The 16,061-nt window shown below is 55.1% G+C and carries 18 protein-coding genes; 6 read left to right on the top strand and 12 right to left on the bottom strand.

The window, feature by feature from the left end; genetic code table 11:
• Positions 1 to 208: 208 nt before the first annotated feature.
• From HMPREF1207_RS26060 to HMPREF1207_RS26045, 4 genes are all read right to left on the bottom strand, one after another.
• Positions 209 to 1,201: a sensor histidine kinase gene (locus tag HMPREF1207_RS26060; protein ID WP_009673856.1), complete on the bottom strand. Its 993-nt coding sequence runs from the start codon at positions 1,199 to 1,201 to the stop codon at positions 209 to 211.
• On the bottom strand, positions 1,198 to 1,899 hold the full coding sequence (locus HMPREF1207_RS26055; protein WP_009673866.1) for a response regulator transcription factor: 702 nt from the start codon (positions 1,897 to 1,899) through the stop codon (positions 1,198 to 1,200). Before HMPREF1207_RS26055 ends, HMPREF1207_RS26060 begins: the two co-directional genes overlap by 4 nt.
• 253 nt (positions 1,900 to 2,152) lie before the next feature.
• A complete protein-coding gene (locus tag HMPREF1207_RS26050; RefSeq protein ID WP_009673606.1) occupies positions 2,153 to 3,421 on the bottom strand; it encodes a chitinase in 1,269 nt (422 codons plus the stop codon).
• A 260-nt stretch (positions 3,422 to 3,681) separates the two neighbouring features.
• Positions 3,682 to 4,476 carry an AraC family transcriptional regulator gene (locus tag HMPREF1207_RS26045; RefSeq protein ID WP_009673667.1) on the bottom strand — a complete coding sequence of 265 codons (795 nt, stop codon included), beginning with the start codon at positions 4,474 to 4,476 and terminating at the stop codon, positions 3,682 to 3,684.
• 152 nt (positions 4,477 to 4,628) lie between these two features.
• On the opposite strand from HMPREF1207_RS26045, the gene HMPREF1207_RS26040 reads away from it, so the two are divergent.
• The gene (locus HMPREF1207_RS26040; protein WP_009673756.1) at positions 4,629 to 5,411 is read left to right on the top strand and encodes an ABC transporter ATP-binding protein; all 783 of its coding nucleotides are present in this window, start codon (positions 4,629 to 4,631) and stop codon (positions 5,409 to 5,411) included.
• A gap of 176 nt (positions 5,412 to 5,587) precedes the next feature.
• On the opposite strand, the gene HMPREF1207_RS26035 is transcribed toward HMPREF1207_RS26040, so the two are convergent.
• The 3 genes from HMPREF1207_RS26035 to HMPREF1207_RS26025 all read right to left on the bottom strand — a co-directional run bounded on the left by HMPREF1207_RS26035 (position 5,588) and on the right by HMPREF1207_RS26025 (position 8,895).
• Entirely contained in the window at positions 5,588 to 6,295 is a 708-nt protein-coding gene (locus tag HMPREF1207_RS26035) for a YqeB family protein (RefSeq protein WP_009673614.1), read from the bottom strand.
• 65 nt (positions 6,296 to 6,360) lie between these two features.
• Complete coding sequence (locus tag HMPREF1207_RS26030) at positions 6,361 to 6,939, bottom strand: TetR/AcrR family transcriptional regulator (protein ID WP_009673572.1); 579 nt, start codon at positions 6,937 to 6,939, stop codon at positions 6,361 to 6,363.
• A 171-nt stretch (positions 6,940 to 7,110) separates the two neighbouring features.
• Positions 7,111 to 8,895, bottom strand: coding sequence for an RNA polymerase sigma factor (locus HMPREF1207_RS26025; RefSeq protein WP_016424151.1), 1,785 nt, complete (start codon positions 8,893 to 8,895; stop codon positions 7,111 to 7,113).
• Positions 8,896 to 9,136: 241 nt separating this feature from the next.
• On the opposite strand from HMPREF1207_RS26025, the gene HMPREF1207_RS26020 reads away from it, so the two are divergent.
• Positions 9,137 to 9,541, top strand: coding sequence for a hypothetical protein (locus HMPREF1207_RS26020; RefSeq protein ID WP_009673636.1), 405 nt, complete (start codon positions 9,137 to 9,139; stop codon positions 9,539 to 9,541).
• 30 nt (positions 9,542 to 9,571) lie between these two features.
• On the opposite strand, the gene def is transcribed toward HMPREF1207_RS26020, so the two are convergent.
• Entirely contained in the window at positions 9,572 to 10,090 is a 519-nt protein-coding gene (gene def, locus HMPREF1207_RS26015) for a peptide deformylase (protein WP_009673723.1), read from the bottom strand.
• A 30-nt stretch (positions 10,091 to 10,120) separates the two neighbouring features.
• Complete coding sequence (locus HMPREF1207_RS26010; RefSeq protein WP_170318656.1) at positions 10,121 to 10,360, bottom strand: helix-turn-helix domain-containing protein; 240 nt, start codon at positions 10,358 to 10,360, stop codon at positions 10,121 to 10,123.
• 265 nt (positions 10,361 to 10,625) lie between these two features.
• On the opposite strand from HMPREF1207_RS26010, the gene HMPREF1207_RS26005 reads away from it, so the two are divergent.
• On the top strand, positions 10,626 to 12,440 hold the full coding sequence (locus HMPREF1207_RS26005; RefSeq protein ID WP_009673893.1) for an ABC transporter substrate-binding protein: 1,815 nt from the start codon (positions 10,626 to 10,628) through the stop codon (positions 12,438 to 12,440).
• A 91-nt stretch (positions 12,441 to 12,531) separates the two neighbouring features.
• Here HMPREF1207_RS26005 and HMPREF1207_RS26000 read toward each other — a convergent pair whose 3' ends face one another.
• Positions 12,532 to 12,750 (bottom strand): hypothetical protein, encoded by a 219-nt coding sequence (locus HMPREF1207_RS26000; protein ID WP_009673644.1) that lies wholly within the window; start codon positions 12,748 to 12,750, stop codon positions 12,532 to 12,534.
• A 164-nt stretch (positions 12,751 to 12,914) separates the two neighbouring features.
• Between HMPREF1207_RS26000 and HMPREF1207_RS25995 the strand changes: the two genes are divergently transcribed.
• The 3 genes from HMPREF1207_RS25995 (at position 12,915) to HMPREF1207_RS25990 (ending at position 14,149) form a co-directional block, all read left to right on the top strand.
• The gene (locus HMPREF1207_RS25995; protein ID WP_016424150.1) at positions 12,915 to 13,277 is read left to right on the top strand and encodes a hypothetical protein; all 363 of its coding nucleotides are present in this window, start codon (positions 12,915 to 12,917) and stop codon (positions 13,275 to 13,277) included.
• The gene (locus HMPREF1207_RS29480; RefSeq protein ID WP_138918164.1) at positions 13,214 to 13,468 is read left to right on the top strand and encodes a helix-turn-helix domain-containing protein; all 255 of its coding nucleotides are present in this window, start codon (positions 13,214 to 13,216) and stop codon (positions 13,466 to 13,468) included. Before HMPREF1207_RS25995 ends, HMPREF1207_RS29480 begins: the two co-directional genes overlap by 64 nt.
• Before the next feature lie 207 nt (positions 13,469 to 13,675).
• The gene (locus tag HMPREF1207_RS25990) at positions 13,676 to 14,149 is read left to right on the top strand and encodes a L,D-transpeptidase family protein (protein WP_009673902.1); all 474 of its coding nucleotides are present in this window, start codon (positions 13,676 to 13,678) and stop codon (positions 14,147 to 14,149) included.
• Positions 14,150 to 14,198: 49 nt separating this feature from the next.
• Here HMPREF1207_RS25990 and HMPREF1207_RS25985 read toward each other — a convergent pair whose 3' ends face one another.
• The gene (locus HMPREF1207_RS25985; RefSeq protein WP_009673826.1) at positions 14,199 to 15,308 is read right to left on the bottom strand and encodes a quinone-dependent dihydroorotate dehydrogenase; all 1,110 of its coding nucleotides are present in this window, start codon (positions 15,306 to 15,308) and stop codon (positions 14,199 to 14,201) included.
• 73 nt (positions 15,309 to 15,381) lie between these two features.
• Positions 15,382 to 16,032, bottom strand: a complete 651-nt coding sequence (pyrE, locus tag HMPREF1207_RS25980; RefSeq protein WP_009673571.1) for an orotate phosphoribosyltransferase — start codon at positions 16,030 to 16,032, stop codon at positions 15,382 to 15,384.
• Positions 16,033 to 16,061: the final 29 nt, after the last annotated feature.

Here is a 16,061-nt window from a genome sequence, read left to right as displayed (position 1 = left end):
TCCGGTTTGTGTTCGTGAATCAGCTAGCTTACCCCTACTGTACAAAATACCGGGCTGACCGGCTATGGATTTACCTTAACGTATCCTTACAATCGCTGTAAGACTATGTTCGCCTTTCCGTTCGGAAGTATTCGCAGGCCGCGCCCGCACGGGCAAAAAAGAAGAGCGCTGCAGCTTGCAGCGCCCTTCTTGTACGGGTTACCTCCGGTCAGGTTCGTTGTCCAGGCCGGAAAAGAATCCGCACGGTCGTGCCGGTACCCGCCTCCGATTCCAGCTCGACGGCGTGTCCGAGTTTCCCGGCGATCTCTTTGACCAGGTACAGGCCCATTCCCGTCGACTCGTGGTACTGCCTGCCCTTCTGGCCCGTGTAATACGGGTTGAACACCCGTTTCAAGTCTTCGCGGGCAATCCCGATCCCCTGATCCGTAATTTCCAGCACGGTGGCGTTTCCCTGCGTGAAAGCGGCAATCGAGACGCTGTCCCCTTTTCCGGCGGAATAGTTAACGGCATTGGTCAAAATCTGACCGAGCATAAAACGCAGCCATTTCCGGTCGGTGTACACTTCCAGACTCTCGCCGATATGAAGCTTCGCGGCAATTCCTTTGCGGATGAAAAGCCGCCGGTTTTCCGCCACCGACTCGCCGACCACCCGCAGAAGGTTCGTCGTTTCCACGTGGAAATCTTCGCTGAACCGGTCCAGCCGCGAGGTGTAGAGCACCATCTCCAGCCCTTTCCGGATGCGGTCGAGTTCCTCCTGAAGGCTCTGCATGTGCTCGTCTTCCAGCTCCCGGAGCGTAAGCTGCATGACCGACAGCGGAGTTTTCATCTGATGGACCCAGCGGTTCATAAATTCAATATGCCGGTCCATCTTGCTCTGATACGCATGAAGCTGCTGCTCGTACGTCCGCTCCTTCGCGCGAAGCACTTCCCGGAACGCCTCCGCGAGCGCCGAGTCCCCCGGCATCTCAAAGCTGCCGTCCGCGGCGGACGAAGGATTGTCCAAGCTGTTGTAGAGCGCACTTTGCTGCCAGTACCGGAAAAGGAGATACAGCAAAAGCACGGCGAAGCTGATCGCCATCCCGTAGAGCACGATCCCGGGCGGGCGGCCTTCCCCGCTCAGCCAGTAGAGGGCGGGCACCAGCAGCATCTGGGCCAGATAAAACAACAGCAGCGGCCTGTGGTCTTTCCAGAACAGGCTCATACGGGTCCGGGAGGCGCTGCGCCGAAGCGGTAACCGGCCCCTCTTACGGTTTCCACGGCCTGCGGGCAGCCCAGTTCCTTGAGCTTTTTGCGGACCCGTGTGATATATACGTTGAGCGTGTTGTCGTCTATAAAATGCTGGTCTTCCCACATCAGGTCCAGCAGCCGTTCCCGGCCGACGACGCGTCCCTGCTTCTCCATCAGCGCCTCCAGCAGCACCGATTCCTTCTGCGTCAGTTCGGCGGACCGGCCGTCCACGCTGACGACATATCGCTCGGGATACAACACGAGTGAACCGAACTGGACGGTTCTCTCCTCCTGCGTCTGGGCGTACGAGCCGTAAGCTCTGCGCAGATGACTGCGGATTTTGGCCAGAACGATCTCCATATCGTAAGGTTTCGTTATATAATCATCCGCCCCGTTCTCCAGCGCCATTACCTGGTCCATCTGGCTGTCCCGGGCGGAAATAAACAGAATCGGACAAACGGAATGGGCGCGGATCTGGCGGCACCAGTAAAATCCGTCATAGCTCGGCAGATTGACGTCCAGCAGGATCAGATGAGCCCCGGACGCCAGAAACGCATCCAGAACGCGGCCGAAATCTTCCGCTTCGCCCACCTCGTATCCGTACTTGACGAGATACGAACGCAGAAGGCCGGCGATTTTCGGGTCATCTTCGACAATGAAAATTTTATACATGACAGCCTCACAACCTCTTCAGCAGTTAAATAGTGGAACAGATTTACCTTACCATGCCGCTAAAAGAGGTGCAAAGTAAGGAGACATCAATTGCGAATTATCCTGAGTCTCTTGGCCCTCTGATTGGAACGCAAAAAAACTGCCGATCCATGATGGTACCAGCAGCTGAATATTGAGTATTCCGCTGAGTTTTAATGCAAAAAAAAGCCGCCGGTTTCCCGGCGGTCTTCGCGTATCTACATCCTCTCGCTTGTCAGAACGGCTTCATTCCCAGCGTATCCAGCTTCTCCCCGGAGATATCGACGCCCATCCGGCTCGTAATATCCCGGTAATGGGCCGCACGGCGGGTTTCAGGCTGATTTGCTTCCAGCCCGTTAAGCACCATCGTCGTAATGCCGAAACCGGTGGGCTTCAGCCCTTTCTCGGCCAGCTCTTTCGACGGTTTCCACTTGCCGATCATGACATCGTGCGCGGACGGCTTTGGCGCCTGAGGCGTCATCCAGAACAGAATCGCCGTCATGAACCCGATTTTGCCTTCGGCCGCCACGATCTCCGGATTTTTGAGCAAAATGTTCTTGTCTCCGTAAATGATCGAGCTGAACAGGCCGTAGTTGAAGTTCCAGCTGAGCATGATCGGTCCGCGCCCGTAATATCGCTTATCCCCGAAGCCCGGGTACAGCTTGGAACTGTCGGGATCGACGAAGTTGGACATATTCTGACCCGTCCGGCCGGCGATATTTTCATTCCAGAACAACCCCCAGCGCAGCGGTCCGCCCGGAGCGGCATCCCATCCGCCGCCCGTCTCGTGGGAGAGATGGGCCAGCAGAGCGGCGAGCTCCCGCTTGCGGTTTTTCTTCGTCCCTTCTTTCAGGAAGGTGCCGTAATCCACGATTTCGGTTTCGATGATTTTGCCCCGGTTGGCTTCCGAATTGAAATCGGCCGAACGGGAGACTAACGTTTCCGTCTTCCCTTCTTTGTCCAGCCGGAAAACCTCCTGCGAATTTTTGGACCCCTTCCGCGTGCCGACCTTGTACTTGATGTTCGCCGCCTCGGTTACGGCCTGAATGAGGTTCTCGTAAGAGAAATAATCGGTCTGGTTTTCCTTGTCGTACTCCTTTCCTTTGGCGGCTTCATGCCACTGCGCCGATCCGAGCCGGTACGGGAACAGCTCCTCGTAATCCTTTTGCGGCAGTGCCGCTTTGACGGCCTCTACGGCCTTATCCGGGCTGTATTCCGGCTCGATGCCGTCCCATTCTTTGCGGATTTCCTTGGAGCTGAGCACACGGCTTTCGCCGACCTCCAGCTGGCTTCCCTGAGTCAGACGCTTATGCTTGCCACCCTTTCTGTAAGCGTTATCATTTTCGCTTTTATGAGAGGATAAAGAATTTCCCGCCTCAACGGCATACGACGTTTCAGATGCTGCAAGCGCTTGCACAGGTGACAAAAGAATGGCACTCCCCAAAGCAAGACAGAGGGCACGATACATAAACCGGGTAGAGAGGGGATATTTCCAATGAGACATAATCATTCTCCTTTAACTATAAATATTTGTTTGCATTACTAATCTATAGGAAAATGGATATTTATGTATATAGTCTTATAATCCTATCGAAATCGGGACCTTTTAACTAAGTAACGCGTTGCACAAGCAGTTGTTTACCCGATTAAAAGGAACGGGATTGGTCGAAAAAAGGTTGTGCTCTTCTAAAAGCGGACAACAGCCGGTGACGAACGCAAAAAAACGGCAGCGGGTGCGGCCGTTTTTCGTGTCGGTCTACAGTTTTAAACGCGGCTGTCTCGGCGGAACTGTTCGGGCGTTTTGCCCTCGGCCTTCAAAAACGACCGGTAAAACTGGCTTGCGCTTGAGAAGCCCAGTCCCGCACTGATCGCCGTGACGGTTTCGGATGTGCGGATCAAAAGCCGCCGGGCCTCCTGCATTCTCAGCTTCAGAATGGTCTGGTGGGGAGTCAATCCCGTCGCCGCTTTAAAGGACCGGATAAAATGATACCGGCTCTGCAGGGCAATGGCCGACAGAGTCTCCACGGGGATCGCGGATTTGTAATGCGCGCGGATGTAGTCCCAGGCCTCCCGCAAATGGGGGTCCGCTATGGATCGGATGAGCTCCGTGTCCGCGGCATGTCCGGGCGCCGGAGGCATCCCCGCTTCAAGCATCCGGCTTACATCGTGCACGACACGGCTTTCGGCGGCCCGGTGGCTCTCGTCGTTACGGGAATTGATCAGCCCCGACGTCCAGACTCCGAACCTTTCGGCCGCTTCGGCCGGATTTACGTCGAACCGGTTCCCGCGGCCTTCCGGTACCGGTAAGAGACTCCCGTGCAGCTTGACAATCAGCACGCTCTCCCCCGGCCCGGTCCTGAAATGGTGCTCCTCCGCAGGACGCTGGAGCAGCACTTCCCCTTCCGCCAGGCGGTACGTCATACCGGACTGCGTAAACTCGCAGGCTCCGCGGACAGGGATCGTCATCTGGAACCAGTCGGGATGGCGGTGCGGTTCGTTCACGTACGCTTCCTCGTATTTGTACAATTCGAGACGGCCGGTGGTCATTTCCAGCTTCATGGACTTGCACCTCCTCCGCAATAGCGAAAATTGCTTTTTTTAGGACACGGATCCAGCACAATTGGTATCGACAGCGCCCGCTTCTCTCTTTATGATAAATAAAAAGCTTACGGGGCATCCCCGCAATTTTACGAAAATGGAGACGGATAGCCATGGATACTGCAATCATCGAGCTTAAAGACGTTACCTGGAAAACAGGCAACAAGGAACTGCTGAAGAGGGTCAGCTGGACGGTTCGGCCCCAAGAACACTGGGCGCTTCTCGGGCTGAACGGGTCCGGCAAAACGACGCTGCTCAATCTCATTAACGGCTATATCTGGCCGACCCGCGGCAGCGTTTCCGTGCTCGGGCACCGGTTCGGCGAAATCGACCTGCGGGAGCTGCGGCAGTCGATCGGCTGGGTCAGCTCTTCCCTGCAGGACAAGCTGTACGGGACGGATCAAGCCCAAAACGTCGTCATCAGCGGCAAGTACGCCACAATCGGTTTGTACGAACGTCTTACGGACGAGGATTTAAACAGAGCCGAAGCCCTTATGCGCACGATGGGCTGCCTGCATCTGTGGGACCGCGAGTTCAGGACCTGCTCTCAGGGAGAAAAGCAGAAAGTTCTCATCGCCAGAGCGCTGATGGCCGATCCGAAGCTGCTGATTCTGGATGAGCCGTGCAACGGGCTCGATCTGTTTTCGCGTGAAAAGCTGCTGGAGAGCATCCGCGAACTGACGCGGCAGGATGAAACGCCGACCCTGATCTACGTGACCCACCACACCGAAGAAATTCTTCCGGTGTTCGGACACACGCTGCTGCTCAGGAAAGGCGAAGTCGTGCGCCAGGGCGCGACCGGCGAACTGATGAACACGGCGACGCTGAGCGAGTTTTTCGAAGCGCCGGTCCGGGTGGACAATCACGACGAGCGTTTTTACGTACGCGTGCCGTGAACGGGTTCGCCGGACCTGTAAACGCAACCGGGCGCCGCTAGTGGTTTCTCTCTCTCGTTGACAAACGTCATGCGACAGCTTGCGTTCGTCTCAAAGAGAGGCAGCCCCGGTACGCATGCGGGTGAACAGAACCGGATGCGGGAGAGCATCCGCCATCGTGCGGTGAAGGACGCGGGCTAACCGCGTCCTTCGTCCGTTCCGCGCCAGTACTGGCGCGTTCCCTCGTCCCGGACAACGACGCCGAGCTTGGCGATTTCGCGCCGCAGATCCGCCGCTTCTTCCTTCTCCTTCTTTTGCAGTGCCCGTTCGCGCGCTTTCAGAAGCGCATTGACGGGCAGGCTGACGCCGGGCATATCGGGCACCCACCTCGCGTACCGCTCTTTGTACGGGTCCCCTTCTCCCGACCAGCTGTAGCCGAAAGGCCGCAAAGCGGCGGGCAGGCTCTCCGCGGGAGCTTCGTACGTTTCCCGGGCCAATTCCCGGCCGCCGGCTCCCAGAATGACCATTTGTTTGCCGTCCATAAATACGATCCGGACCGCCTCTTTGGGAATCGTCTGCACCCGGCCGTCCTTCTTCAGCTGAATTTCTTGCTCCGAGAGGGTAACGAACACGATTTCCTTAAACGCCTGCCCCGTAAACCACAAGCCCGCAGCCGCACCCAGCAAAGCTGTAACAAGACTGACCCAGGGCCCGTGAAAAGAAGTAAGAGCTTCAATGGGACCTTGATACGGGATCCAGGGTAGTTTAAGCGCCAGTCTGGCGAGGCTGGGGATAAAGTAGCCCAGAACACCTCCCAGAAGGGCCGGACCGGCAAGCAGAATAATCCGCGACGCGCTGTCGAGACCGACCGTTACCTGCTCCGGTTGTGTAGGGAAGCTTGTCATAAGACATCACCTGCTTTGCTTAAAATAAAAATGAGCGGCACAACTGTTCATACAGCCGCAAATTTTCAGGCGCGGATCAAAACGCCAGCGACAGCTTCCGCCCAGACTTCTCTCACATCCGGCTTAAAGCCCATCAGCATGAAGTTGCTTAAATTGTCGATGACGAGCGCAAGCACGTAAGCCTTCGCCGAAATTTTGTCCGGAGCGACGACGCCGAGTTCCACGCCTTTTTCCATTAAAGCCGTGAAGCCCAGCAGAAAGTCTTCCTCGATGTCATACAGCCGCTGCCGATAGACGTCTTGACGGCTTACAGCCAGCAGGAATTCGTTCAAAACCCGCAGAACGCTGTATTCTTCTTCTTCCTGCGGAAGCATTTTCAACCCGTTCTCGATAAGCAGCGTCTGAAAATTTTCCTTTGTAAATTCGTCGAGCTTGAAGTAATGGGAAAATGTATAGTCCCGGAACGTTTCCTCGAAAATAAACGCAATCAACGCCTCTTTCGAAGAAAAATGATAATAGATGGCGGGCTTGGTAATCCCGACTTCGGCCGCAATCATGGCGAGACTTGTTCTATCAATGCCGTGTTCCGCAAACAGTTTGAAGGCGGCTTCGAGAATCTGCTGGTGGGTCTGATTGTTGGACATGGATTTTTCTCCCTCATAGCTAGCCTGTTCGTTTTATTTTTACTTACCGATAGGTAAAATTATAACACAATACTTTCCTCACTTAAACCCTCTTTTTGTCACGCGGCATCCTAAACAAAAAACCGCCGGATGTCCGGCGGCCTTTCCTGTTCTAATCATGAGAGCTTTCCTTTAACGCAGCAGATCCGACAGCTCGCGGAGATAGCCGACTGCGGTCTGTTCGCGTTCTTTAATGAGTTCCAACAGTGAAACCGCTTTGGCGGAAGCATCCGATTCGTTAGGATCGCCGCCCTGCGGAAACGGGAACAGCTCTCTCAGAACGAAGAAATGCTCCAGTGCTTCCTGGTATTCCCGAGCCGCTTTTTGCGCGAGGACAGGAACATCCGCAGAACCCGCCGCAGTTTCTCCGGCTAGAGGCCACTGTTCCGCCGCTTCGTTCAGAAACCGGACGGCATGAATCCGCGCGTCTCTTACGACCGCGATGTTGTAGGCATTTCCATTGGGTTCGATTTCTCCTCCCCGGAAAGCTCCGATCCAGGCATCGTATGCCGCCAGCCCTTTTACCGAGCCGGTACAATCATCCCGTTCTCTGCCGTCGTAATGGTCTACGATCATGTTCATCGCCCGGCCGAGCCGCTGCTTGAAGGTCGCCCCGGTGGAATCGGCGAGTGCCAGCACGAAAATCTCCTCTTTCACGCTGCGCCCCAAATTTTCGTAATCCAGCGTATCTTTCTTTCCGCATTCATACGCATGAAGCAAATGCCGCTCGTCGTCGTATCCGTAGATAAGCCCGAATTCGGGCAGGAACAAGTCCCAAGCCAGCACGGGTATGCCCCTGTCGAGAGAACGGTGGATCAAGTCGAGAGCTTCGGGCAGCGCCTGGTTGATGCCGCGTTTGCTCATCGCTTCTTTGCCCAAAAGTGCCGGGTCAAGAAGATTCGCATTCGTTCCGAGCGTTCCGCTCATCCCGTCCACATAAGACGATCGATAGCCGATGTTCTCCAATCCCCTGGAAAGGACATCCCCAAAGCTGTAGGCGGTCGGGCCCGCAATATGAACGCTGGACGGCACGATGTTGAGCCGGAACGCATGCCCGGTAAGCCCCATAACCATCGAATGGGACAGCGTCTCGCCCGCGGCTTTCAGCATCGCATACAGGGCATCCGCCGCCGTGGTCCAGCTCTGAGCCTCCGTGAAACTTTCATGATCAGGTACCATAACCGTTTTCATATCTCCCATATCCTTTCTCGTTCTCATATAGGAGCCAACCGTTATGCGGATTCTTTCCTGCATCACTTTTTTCCGGGAACGGCTGATAATCTGGTACACATTCGCGGAGGAGAGCTCGAACAGCCCGGCGATTTCCTGCGGAGAGAGCTGGTCAAAGAAATGCGACTCGAAAATACGCCGTTCCCGCGGCTTTAAACAGCCGATGATCCCGCTCAGTATTTCCAGCGTTTCCTTCTGCATATACGCCTCTTCCGGGGTGAGCTGCGCATCCGCTTTACCGGCGGCCGTACGGCCGAGCCGGTCCAGAATGCGGTCCAGGTCGCCCCACTCCCGCGATTCTTCGCCCGGACTCTTCAACGTCGGGGCAAGCTGCGAGAAAGCGCGTTCGCGGGCGGATGTGTTTTTCAGCCGGGTGAACGCCTGATTGCGCACAATCCGGTGTACCCAGGGCAGGAATTTGTCGGCCTCGACCAGTTTGCCCAGATGCAGAAAAGCTTTCACCAGCGCATCCTGGACAATGTCCTCCGCCAGAAAAGATTCCCGGGTAATCGCCCGCGCATACCCATACATGCGGGACCGGTGCCGCCGGACCAGTTCTCCGAACGCCTCCCGCTCGCCTTCCTGTGCCCGCTGCACCAGATTGTTGTCATCCATCTGTTCCCAGTTTTTTAAATCCGTCGTGGAGTGATTCAAGATAAGCACCTCGCAAAAAAGTTGACCTGTCATACAGACTCGGGAAAGGCGCTTTTTCTGACAAAAATGACGGAAGATCCGATTTTTTATTCGGGCCGAACTCATCAAACGATGGACAGGGCCGATCCGGCAAGGATAAACTAGTTCAAAGAGCCGCAGCATTTATCGGTTTTGCGCTTACAGACATTAAAATCCGGGTTAAAAAGGAAAGAGAGCCTGCGCCGATACGTTTGAACGGTACTTTAAACGGCACTTTATATAAAGGAGGGGTCTCTTGAAGAAGAAATCGGCTTTACTGCTAATACTTCATCCTCTGCTGACCAGTCTCATTCTGTCTTTGCTTACGGCCGCCGTCTCGTCCGGTCTGGAGGGATTCGAGCCGACGGTCGAGCCCGGCGGTTCATCCGCCACAATTTTCACGGCGACGGTACTTTTTGTCACGCTTCTTTTCTTGTTTCCTTTATTTCTTGTCGTTTTCGGTCTGCCTACTGTCCTGTTTCACCTGTTTTCGGTCAGGCTCCCGATCCGGCTTCTTCTGTATCTGATCATCGGCTACTTGTGTATGAGAACTATTCCTTATTCCGCCCGGTATAACGGTCTTTTTCTTGCGGCCGGATTCCTGTATGCCGTTCTCGATGCCGCCTTTTTCTTTCTCCCAAAAAAGCAGCCCCGAACCTGAATTCCCGGCTGCTTATCCGGTCAGCAGAGCTTAAAACTTCCGGTTCGTCAGACGGATAGCCTCGGCAAGATCCGCAGGCTGCCCCGTCTGTTCCTGATAAAAACCGTTCCGGACAACACGGTCCACGAAAAGAATGCCGTTCAAGTGGTCCATCTCGTGCTGAATGCAGCGCGCCAGGTAGCCTTCCCCTTCCAGCTCACTCGTGTTGCCGCTCCGGTCGAGCGTCGTAATCTTCACATATTCCGCTCTCTTCACGATTCCCGCGTAGCCCGGATAAGACAAACACGCCTCAGGGCCGGTCTGTTCTCCGCGCATGTCGACGATTTCGGGGTTAATCAGCTCGATAAGGCCCTCCCCGCAGTCCATGACAATGACACGGCGCAGAATGCCCACCTGAGGAGCGGCCAAGCCTGCCCGCCCTTCCTCGGCGTAGAGCGTATCCGTCATATCATCCAGCAATTTGATCACTCTCGCGTTAACTTCCGTAACGGGCTTCGCTTCTTTCCTTAGCACGGGATCTCCGAAAGGAAGGATCGTTTTCACGGCCATGGGCTTCATCTCCTTCTGAATACTGCCTGCTTATGCGCCTTTTCTGCCGGACGGCTTGTGGACCCACAAATCTCCCGGCTTACAATCGAGCGCGGTACACAAGGCGTCAAGCGTGTCCGCTTTCATCTGCTTGGGCGATTCATTCAGAAGAGCGGAGATTGAAGGAGCCGACAAGTCGTAACCGGCCTTTTCTTTCAGAAGACGCGCAAGCGCCGCACCGGTCCACAGCCCTCTTTCCGCCATGATTTTCCGTAACATCCAGATCAGCAGAACACTCACCCCCAGCATATATTAGGCTACACCTTAATTTTTTAGGTATTACCTAATATATCATATGCAGGTTTTCGTGAGAAGACGACGTTTTTCGTCTTTCCGGCTTATAACTTCTACCATTCCGGAATCCGACTTCCGACCAACCGGGCTGCGTAATCCTCATGGCTTTCTTTTCTCTCGTTTGTGTATAATGAAGTGAAAAAGGAGAAAGACGGGACAAGGATCTATGACGTTTTTCACCTTTGTATAAAAGGAGTTCGCCATGAACATAACCGAACATTTTCTGCGCTTCTATCCGCTGCTGGCCGAAGCGGAGATGTCCGAAGACGGATCGTTTCCCGTTACCATCGGGCGGCTGGCGGATCTGCTGTGCTGTTCTTCGCGCAATGTGAAATTTATCCTCAGAAAGCTGGAGGACGAGCAGTACATACGCTGGCAGCCCGGGAGGGGACGCGGGAACTCTTCCCGCCTGACGCTGCTGAAAGAACCGGAAGACGCTGTCTTCCCCCTATTCCGGGAGCTGATGCACAAAGGCAAGCTGAAAGAAGCGATCGACCTTCTGTCGATGGAAGCGCTGCCTGTTTCTTTGAAACATCGGCTGAGAACGATGCTAGACTCGCACCTCGGCTTTCAGGTCGAAGAAAGCGGCGGGGTCCTTCTCGATGTGCTCAGGGTTACGCATAACAAGCGGTTGGAGACCCACGATCCCGCTTATATTTTCACCACATTCGAGTCCTATCTGATCAGTCAAGTATGCAGCCGACTGATTTCGTACGCCCCCGCCGAAGGCCGGTTCGTCCCCGGCCTGGCCCATGCCTGGCAGAGCAGCGACGACTGCACGCGCTGGACCTTTTTCCTGCGCAAGGAAGTCCGCTTTCATCACGGCCGCCGCCTAACGGTTCAGGACGTGCTGTTCACCGTGCGGAGACTGAAGCGGCTGCCCCATTCGGCATGGCTGTGCGAAGATATCGGTGAAATCGAGACGGACGGCGAGTATGCGTTGACCTTTAAGCTGAGCCGCAGCAGCCTTTTCTTCCCCCATATCCTGAGCTCCGTTCAGTTTTCGATTCTACCCGGCGATCTCGATCCCGCCTCTCATAGGCTGACGGGAACGGGTCCGTTCCGGATTGCCGAACAAAGCGAACGGCTGCTTGTGCTGAGTGCGTTCGACGCTTACTACGGGCACCGTCCTCTTCTGGACCGTGTGGAGCTGCTGTTGCTGCCGGAAGATACGTCGAACGAGCGGCGCTATCAGATCAGCGGGAACGAGAACGATTCCGTAACCGCCCTCGGTGCGGAATCCGGGCAGACCGAGCTCAAAGTCAATGTAATCAATCCGGTAGCCGGTTCCCGCTACCTGCTGTTCAATTTCCGAAAGCCCGGCATCCATCATAACGCCGATTTCCGCAAAGCGATGAGGATGATTCTCGATCGGGCCGCGATGGTGGCGGAGCTGAAGGGCAACCGGATCGCTCCGGCGGACAGTTTCCTCCAAAGCGAGAGCGAGGGAGCCCCCTTCGAGGCTGCGCCAATCCAAGAAGCCGTCCGGTTGCTCCGGAAGTCCGGCTACCGGGGCGAGCAGCTCAAGCTCTTTTTTATGAACAAAAAAGAAGAAGAGGAAGAAGCCCGCTGGCTCCGGGACCGCTGCGCGCAGGCGGGGCTCCCGCTCACCCTGCAGCAGATGAAAAGTTACGAGCGCAGCCGGGTAGCCGCCGAAGCGGACCTGCTTGCAGCGGAAGAAGTGTTGGAGGACGACCTTGAATGGGGCTTGATCAGCTACTACAAGAACCGCTCCAACTACCTCCATCACTTGCTAACCGAGGAGCAGCTCGGCCTCCTGAACCGCATTCTGGACGGTTTCGCCGGATTTCCCGAACCTTCCAGGATGAAGCTGCTCCGGGAAGCCGAGCGGACTTTGAAAGACAACGACTGGCTGCTCTTCGGCTGCCATGTGATCAAAAAAGTCCATCTGCACGACTCTTTGCAAGGCAGGCAGATGGATTCGTTCGGGCTTATCGACATCTCGAGGGTGTGGATTCAATCTCCTTCTGCACAGAAAGCTGTCTGGCCTTTATGACGACCGGCATATGAACAAAAAAAAGAAACCCGCTGTCTTATCGGACAGCGGGTTCCCGGCATTCGGATGAGCCCCTCAGGGCTCATCTTTTTTACGGCTGCGTGCCGTTCTTGTCCTCTTTGCCGCGTCCCCGGTCGGCCCTGGCATCGATTTCTTTAATCAGCCGGCACAATTTGTTCAGCGAGCTGTCCAGCTTATCCAGCTTTTCGCCCATCGTCTGCAGCACGTAACGGAGCAGAACGAAGCAGAGCGTAACCGGAAAGCCGACATTGGTCACCAGAGATACCAGATTCTCGATATTCAGATCCATCCTTTTCTCCCTCCTTTCGGTCTCATTTTATAGGTAAAAAACGTGTCTTTTTTACAACAAATCAGGTATAATAAAGAGAGAAAACAAGAACACATGTTCTAAATTCGGTTGTAAAAAACCGGCTGGAATTACCCTATTAGATAAAGACGAAGGGGTGATTTTTTATGTCTCAGCAGTCTACTTTGGTGGAGAAATACAGAAAGGAAGTGTACCGGATCGGCTGGCGCATCCAGTATAAAGCCCGCGTCATCAGCAACCGCGAATATTCGGTTTCGGACAACGCCTACTCGTTTACGGCCGGGGGCTTTACCGAAAGCTCCGACAGCAGGCTGGACGTGCTCGCCTTGATCCAATCCCTCCCTTCCGGGACGGGCCGAATCGTCCTCCACGAGCTGTTCATTCAGGATAAGACGGAAGCGCAGGTCGCTAAGGATCTCAATATGACTCAACAGGCGGTGAACAAATGGAAAAGGAAAATGCTCCGCTTCCTATCTCAGACGAAGAATTCCTCCATCTCGTCCGACTAAGCAAGGACGGAGATCCCGAAGCCATGCTCCGGCTGCTGCAAGTTTTCGAAGACGATATTCTGAAAATCAGCCGTTACATCCGGATGTCGCGCGAAGATGCCGTCCAAAGCATCGTGACGGACTTTATCGCGCTGGTCAAACAAAGCGATGACGTTTCTCCTACTTCTGGCGAAAACTCGGACAAGACCTGAACGAAAGCGCCATTCCGGCGTGCGGCTAAGTTTCAGAAAAATCTCCTTTCCGAAGGAGATTTTTTTAGTTCCGGTTGTTAAATCGGCTCCCCCTTTACCTACATAGATGAGAGGGAAAACGAGGCGGCGGAAAACGGAGGAGGAGTCCTTCCTTCCCGCTGCGGCTCCATCGGATTCTCGTCTACATTCTATTTGGAGGCTGATCGTATGAGTTACCATATTATTGCCAATTTCTCTGCCAACCGCGACAACAAAGGAACCTTGAAAATGTACGACGGAAGCGGAGCGCTTGTCTTCGGTCCGGTCGAAGCGCTGGGACGCGGATCGAACGATCCCGCCAACAACAACAATCACGCCAACTGGAAAATGACGAATGCCGATACGCCTACCGGCGAATATGCCGCTTCCGTTATCGGCGCCGGTACGCCTACGTCCTCGTACGGCCCGTACAGCCGGGTCAATCTCGATCCGACGAGCGGCAACGCGCTTATCGCCGAGAATAACGGCCGATCCGGGTTTATGATCCACGGCGGCGATGCTTCCACGGACTCTTCCGCTTCGTGGTACCCGCTCAGACCGACTTACGGCTGTATCCGTCTTTCCAACAGCAACCAGAATGCGCTGATCAACAAAATCAAATCCGTCGGCGGCAGCGGCAAGCTGACGGTCAACAACATCTGACGGCAAAAAAAGGCGGGGAGCATTCCCCGCCTTTTTGCCTTGTTTCCAGTCATGCGCCGCTGCCGGCCGCATGATCCGCCCCGACCGCTTCGGACAGGCTGGCAAACCCGTCCCGCTTCAGTAAATCGAGCAGCTCGCTGCTGCACGCCCGGTTGATCCCGGGTCCTTTATAAATAAAGGACGTGTAAATTTCAACGAGCGAGGCGCCCGCACGGATTTTCTCGTACACATCCCGGGCCGTGAAGATGCCGCCCGACCCGATGATTTTCAGCGTGCCGCCGCTCTGCTTATAAATACTGCGGATGATTTCCGTCGATCTCCGGTGCAGCGGTTTCCCGCTGAGTCCGCCGGTTTGCTCCCGGTGAGGATGAATCAGCCCGCTCCGGGTCACGGTCGTATTCGCAGCTATGACGCCCGGGATACCGTGCTTCATGATTTTGCCGATCATGTTTTCGAGCTCGCCGCCGCCCATGTCCGGCGCAATTTTGACAAAGACGGGCTTGTCCCTCCGGTGACGGGCATTCAGTCTCTCCGCCTCCGCCGTAATGCGGATCAGCAGTTCATCAAGCTCGCTCCCGTGCTGAAGCTTCCGAAGGTCGGGCGTGTTGGGCGAACTGATATTGATGATAAAAAAGTCCGCATACGGATACAAGGAACGGAGGCACTTCGTATAGTCTTCATGCGCTTTCTCATTGGGCGTCTGTTTGTTTTTGCCGATGTTGATGCCCAATGGGATTTTGAGAGCGTTGCAGCTCTCCAGCCTTTCCTTCATGGCTTGAATGCCCCCATTGTTAAACCCCATCCGGTTAATGAGGGCCTCATCGTCCGGCAGGCGAAACAGGCGCGGACGGTCGTTACCCACTTGACCGATGGGCGTGACGCTGCCCACCTCCAAAAACCCGAACCCCATCGAAGAAAGCGCGGGCACCGCCCGGGCGTCTTTGTCCAGACCCGCAGCAAGGCCGATGGGACTGGGAAAGCGGATTCCCAGCAGTTCGCTGGCCAGACCGGGCTCCTCCCTGACCCCGTACAGCTTCTCAATCAGATACAGAAGCCCGGGCTGCCGCTGGATTCTCTGCAAATTCCGCAGGACGAAATCGTGAGCTTCCTCAGGTTCCATTCTAAAGAGCATTGGCTTCACCAAGGCTTCATAAATCAACTGACTTCCTCCCCTTCTCAGACAAAACCGGGAAGCCGGACCTGACCGTGCAAGCGGGCTTCCCTTATAACGTTCAGCCGGTGCCGTGCAGTTGCAGGTAAGTTCCGATCCTGTCGAGCAGATCCTCCCTGCTCCCCTCTGTCCGCATGTAAGCCACGATATCCCGGATGCTCGCTACGGAATAGATGTTGACATCGTAGGTCAAGGCCGCTTCCTCCAGTGCGGACAGGCGGCCCTCCTGGCCTTTCTCCTCCCGGTCCAGCGCGACTAGGAAAGCCGCAAGCCGTCCGCCCTCGCGTTCGATTAATTCCTTGGTATCCTTGATAGTCCTGCCCGAGGTCAGCACATCGTCTACCGCCAGCACGTTTTTGCCCGCGATGCCGGAGCCGATGATATTGCCGCCTTCCCCGTACGCCTTCGCCTCTTTGCGGTTGAAAGCGAAATTCGCGTTGATTCCGTATCCGTTAAATAAAGCGAGCGCAGTCGTCAGCGAGATCGGAATTCCTTTGTAAGCCGGTCCGAAAATCACGTCATACTCGATTTGTTCGCGCACAATCGTCGAGGCGTAAAACGAACCCAGGGCCGTTAATTTTCTGGAATCGTCGAACGACCCGAAATTAAAGAAATACGGACTGACCCGCTTCGATTTTAAAATAAATTCGCCGAACCGGATGATGCCTTCGTCCACGACGAATTTGGAAAACGCTTCTCTCGTAGGGTCCATTCTTTCTCCTCCGTTCTTTCTAAGAATCA

The organism is Paenibacillus sp. HGH0039 (assembly GCF_000411255.1).
Taxonomy (GTDB): Bacteria; Bacillota; Bacilli; order Paenibacillales; family NBRC-103111; genus Paenibacillus_F.
The sequence above is the reverse complement of the archived record's forward strand: the minus strand, read 5'-3'. Positions and strand labels throughout refer to the sequence as shown.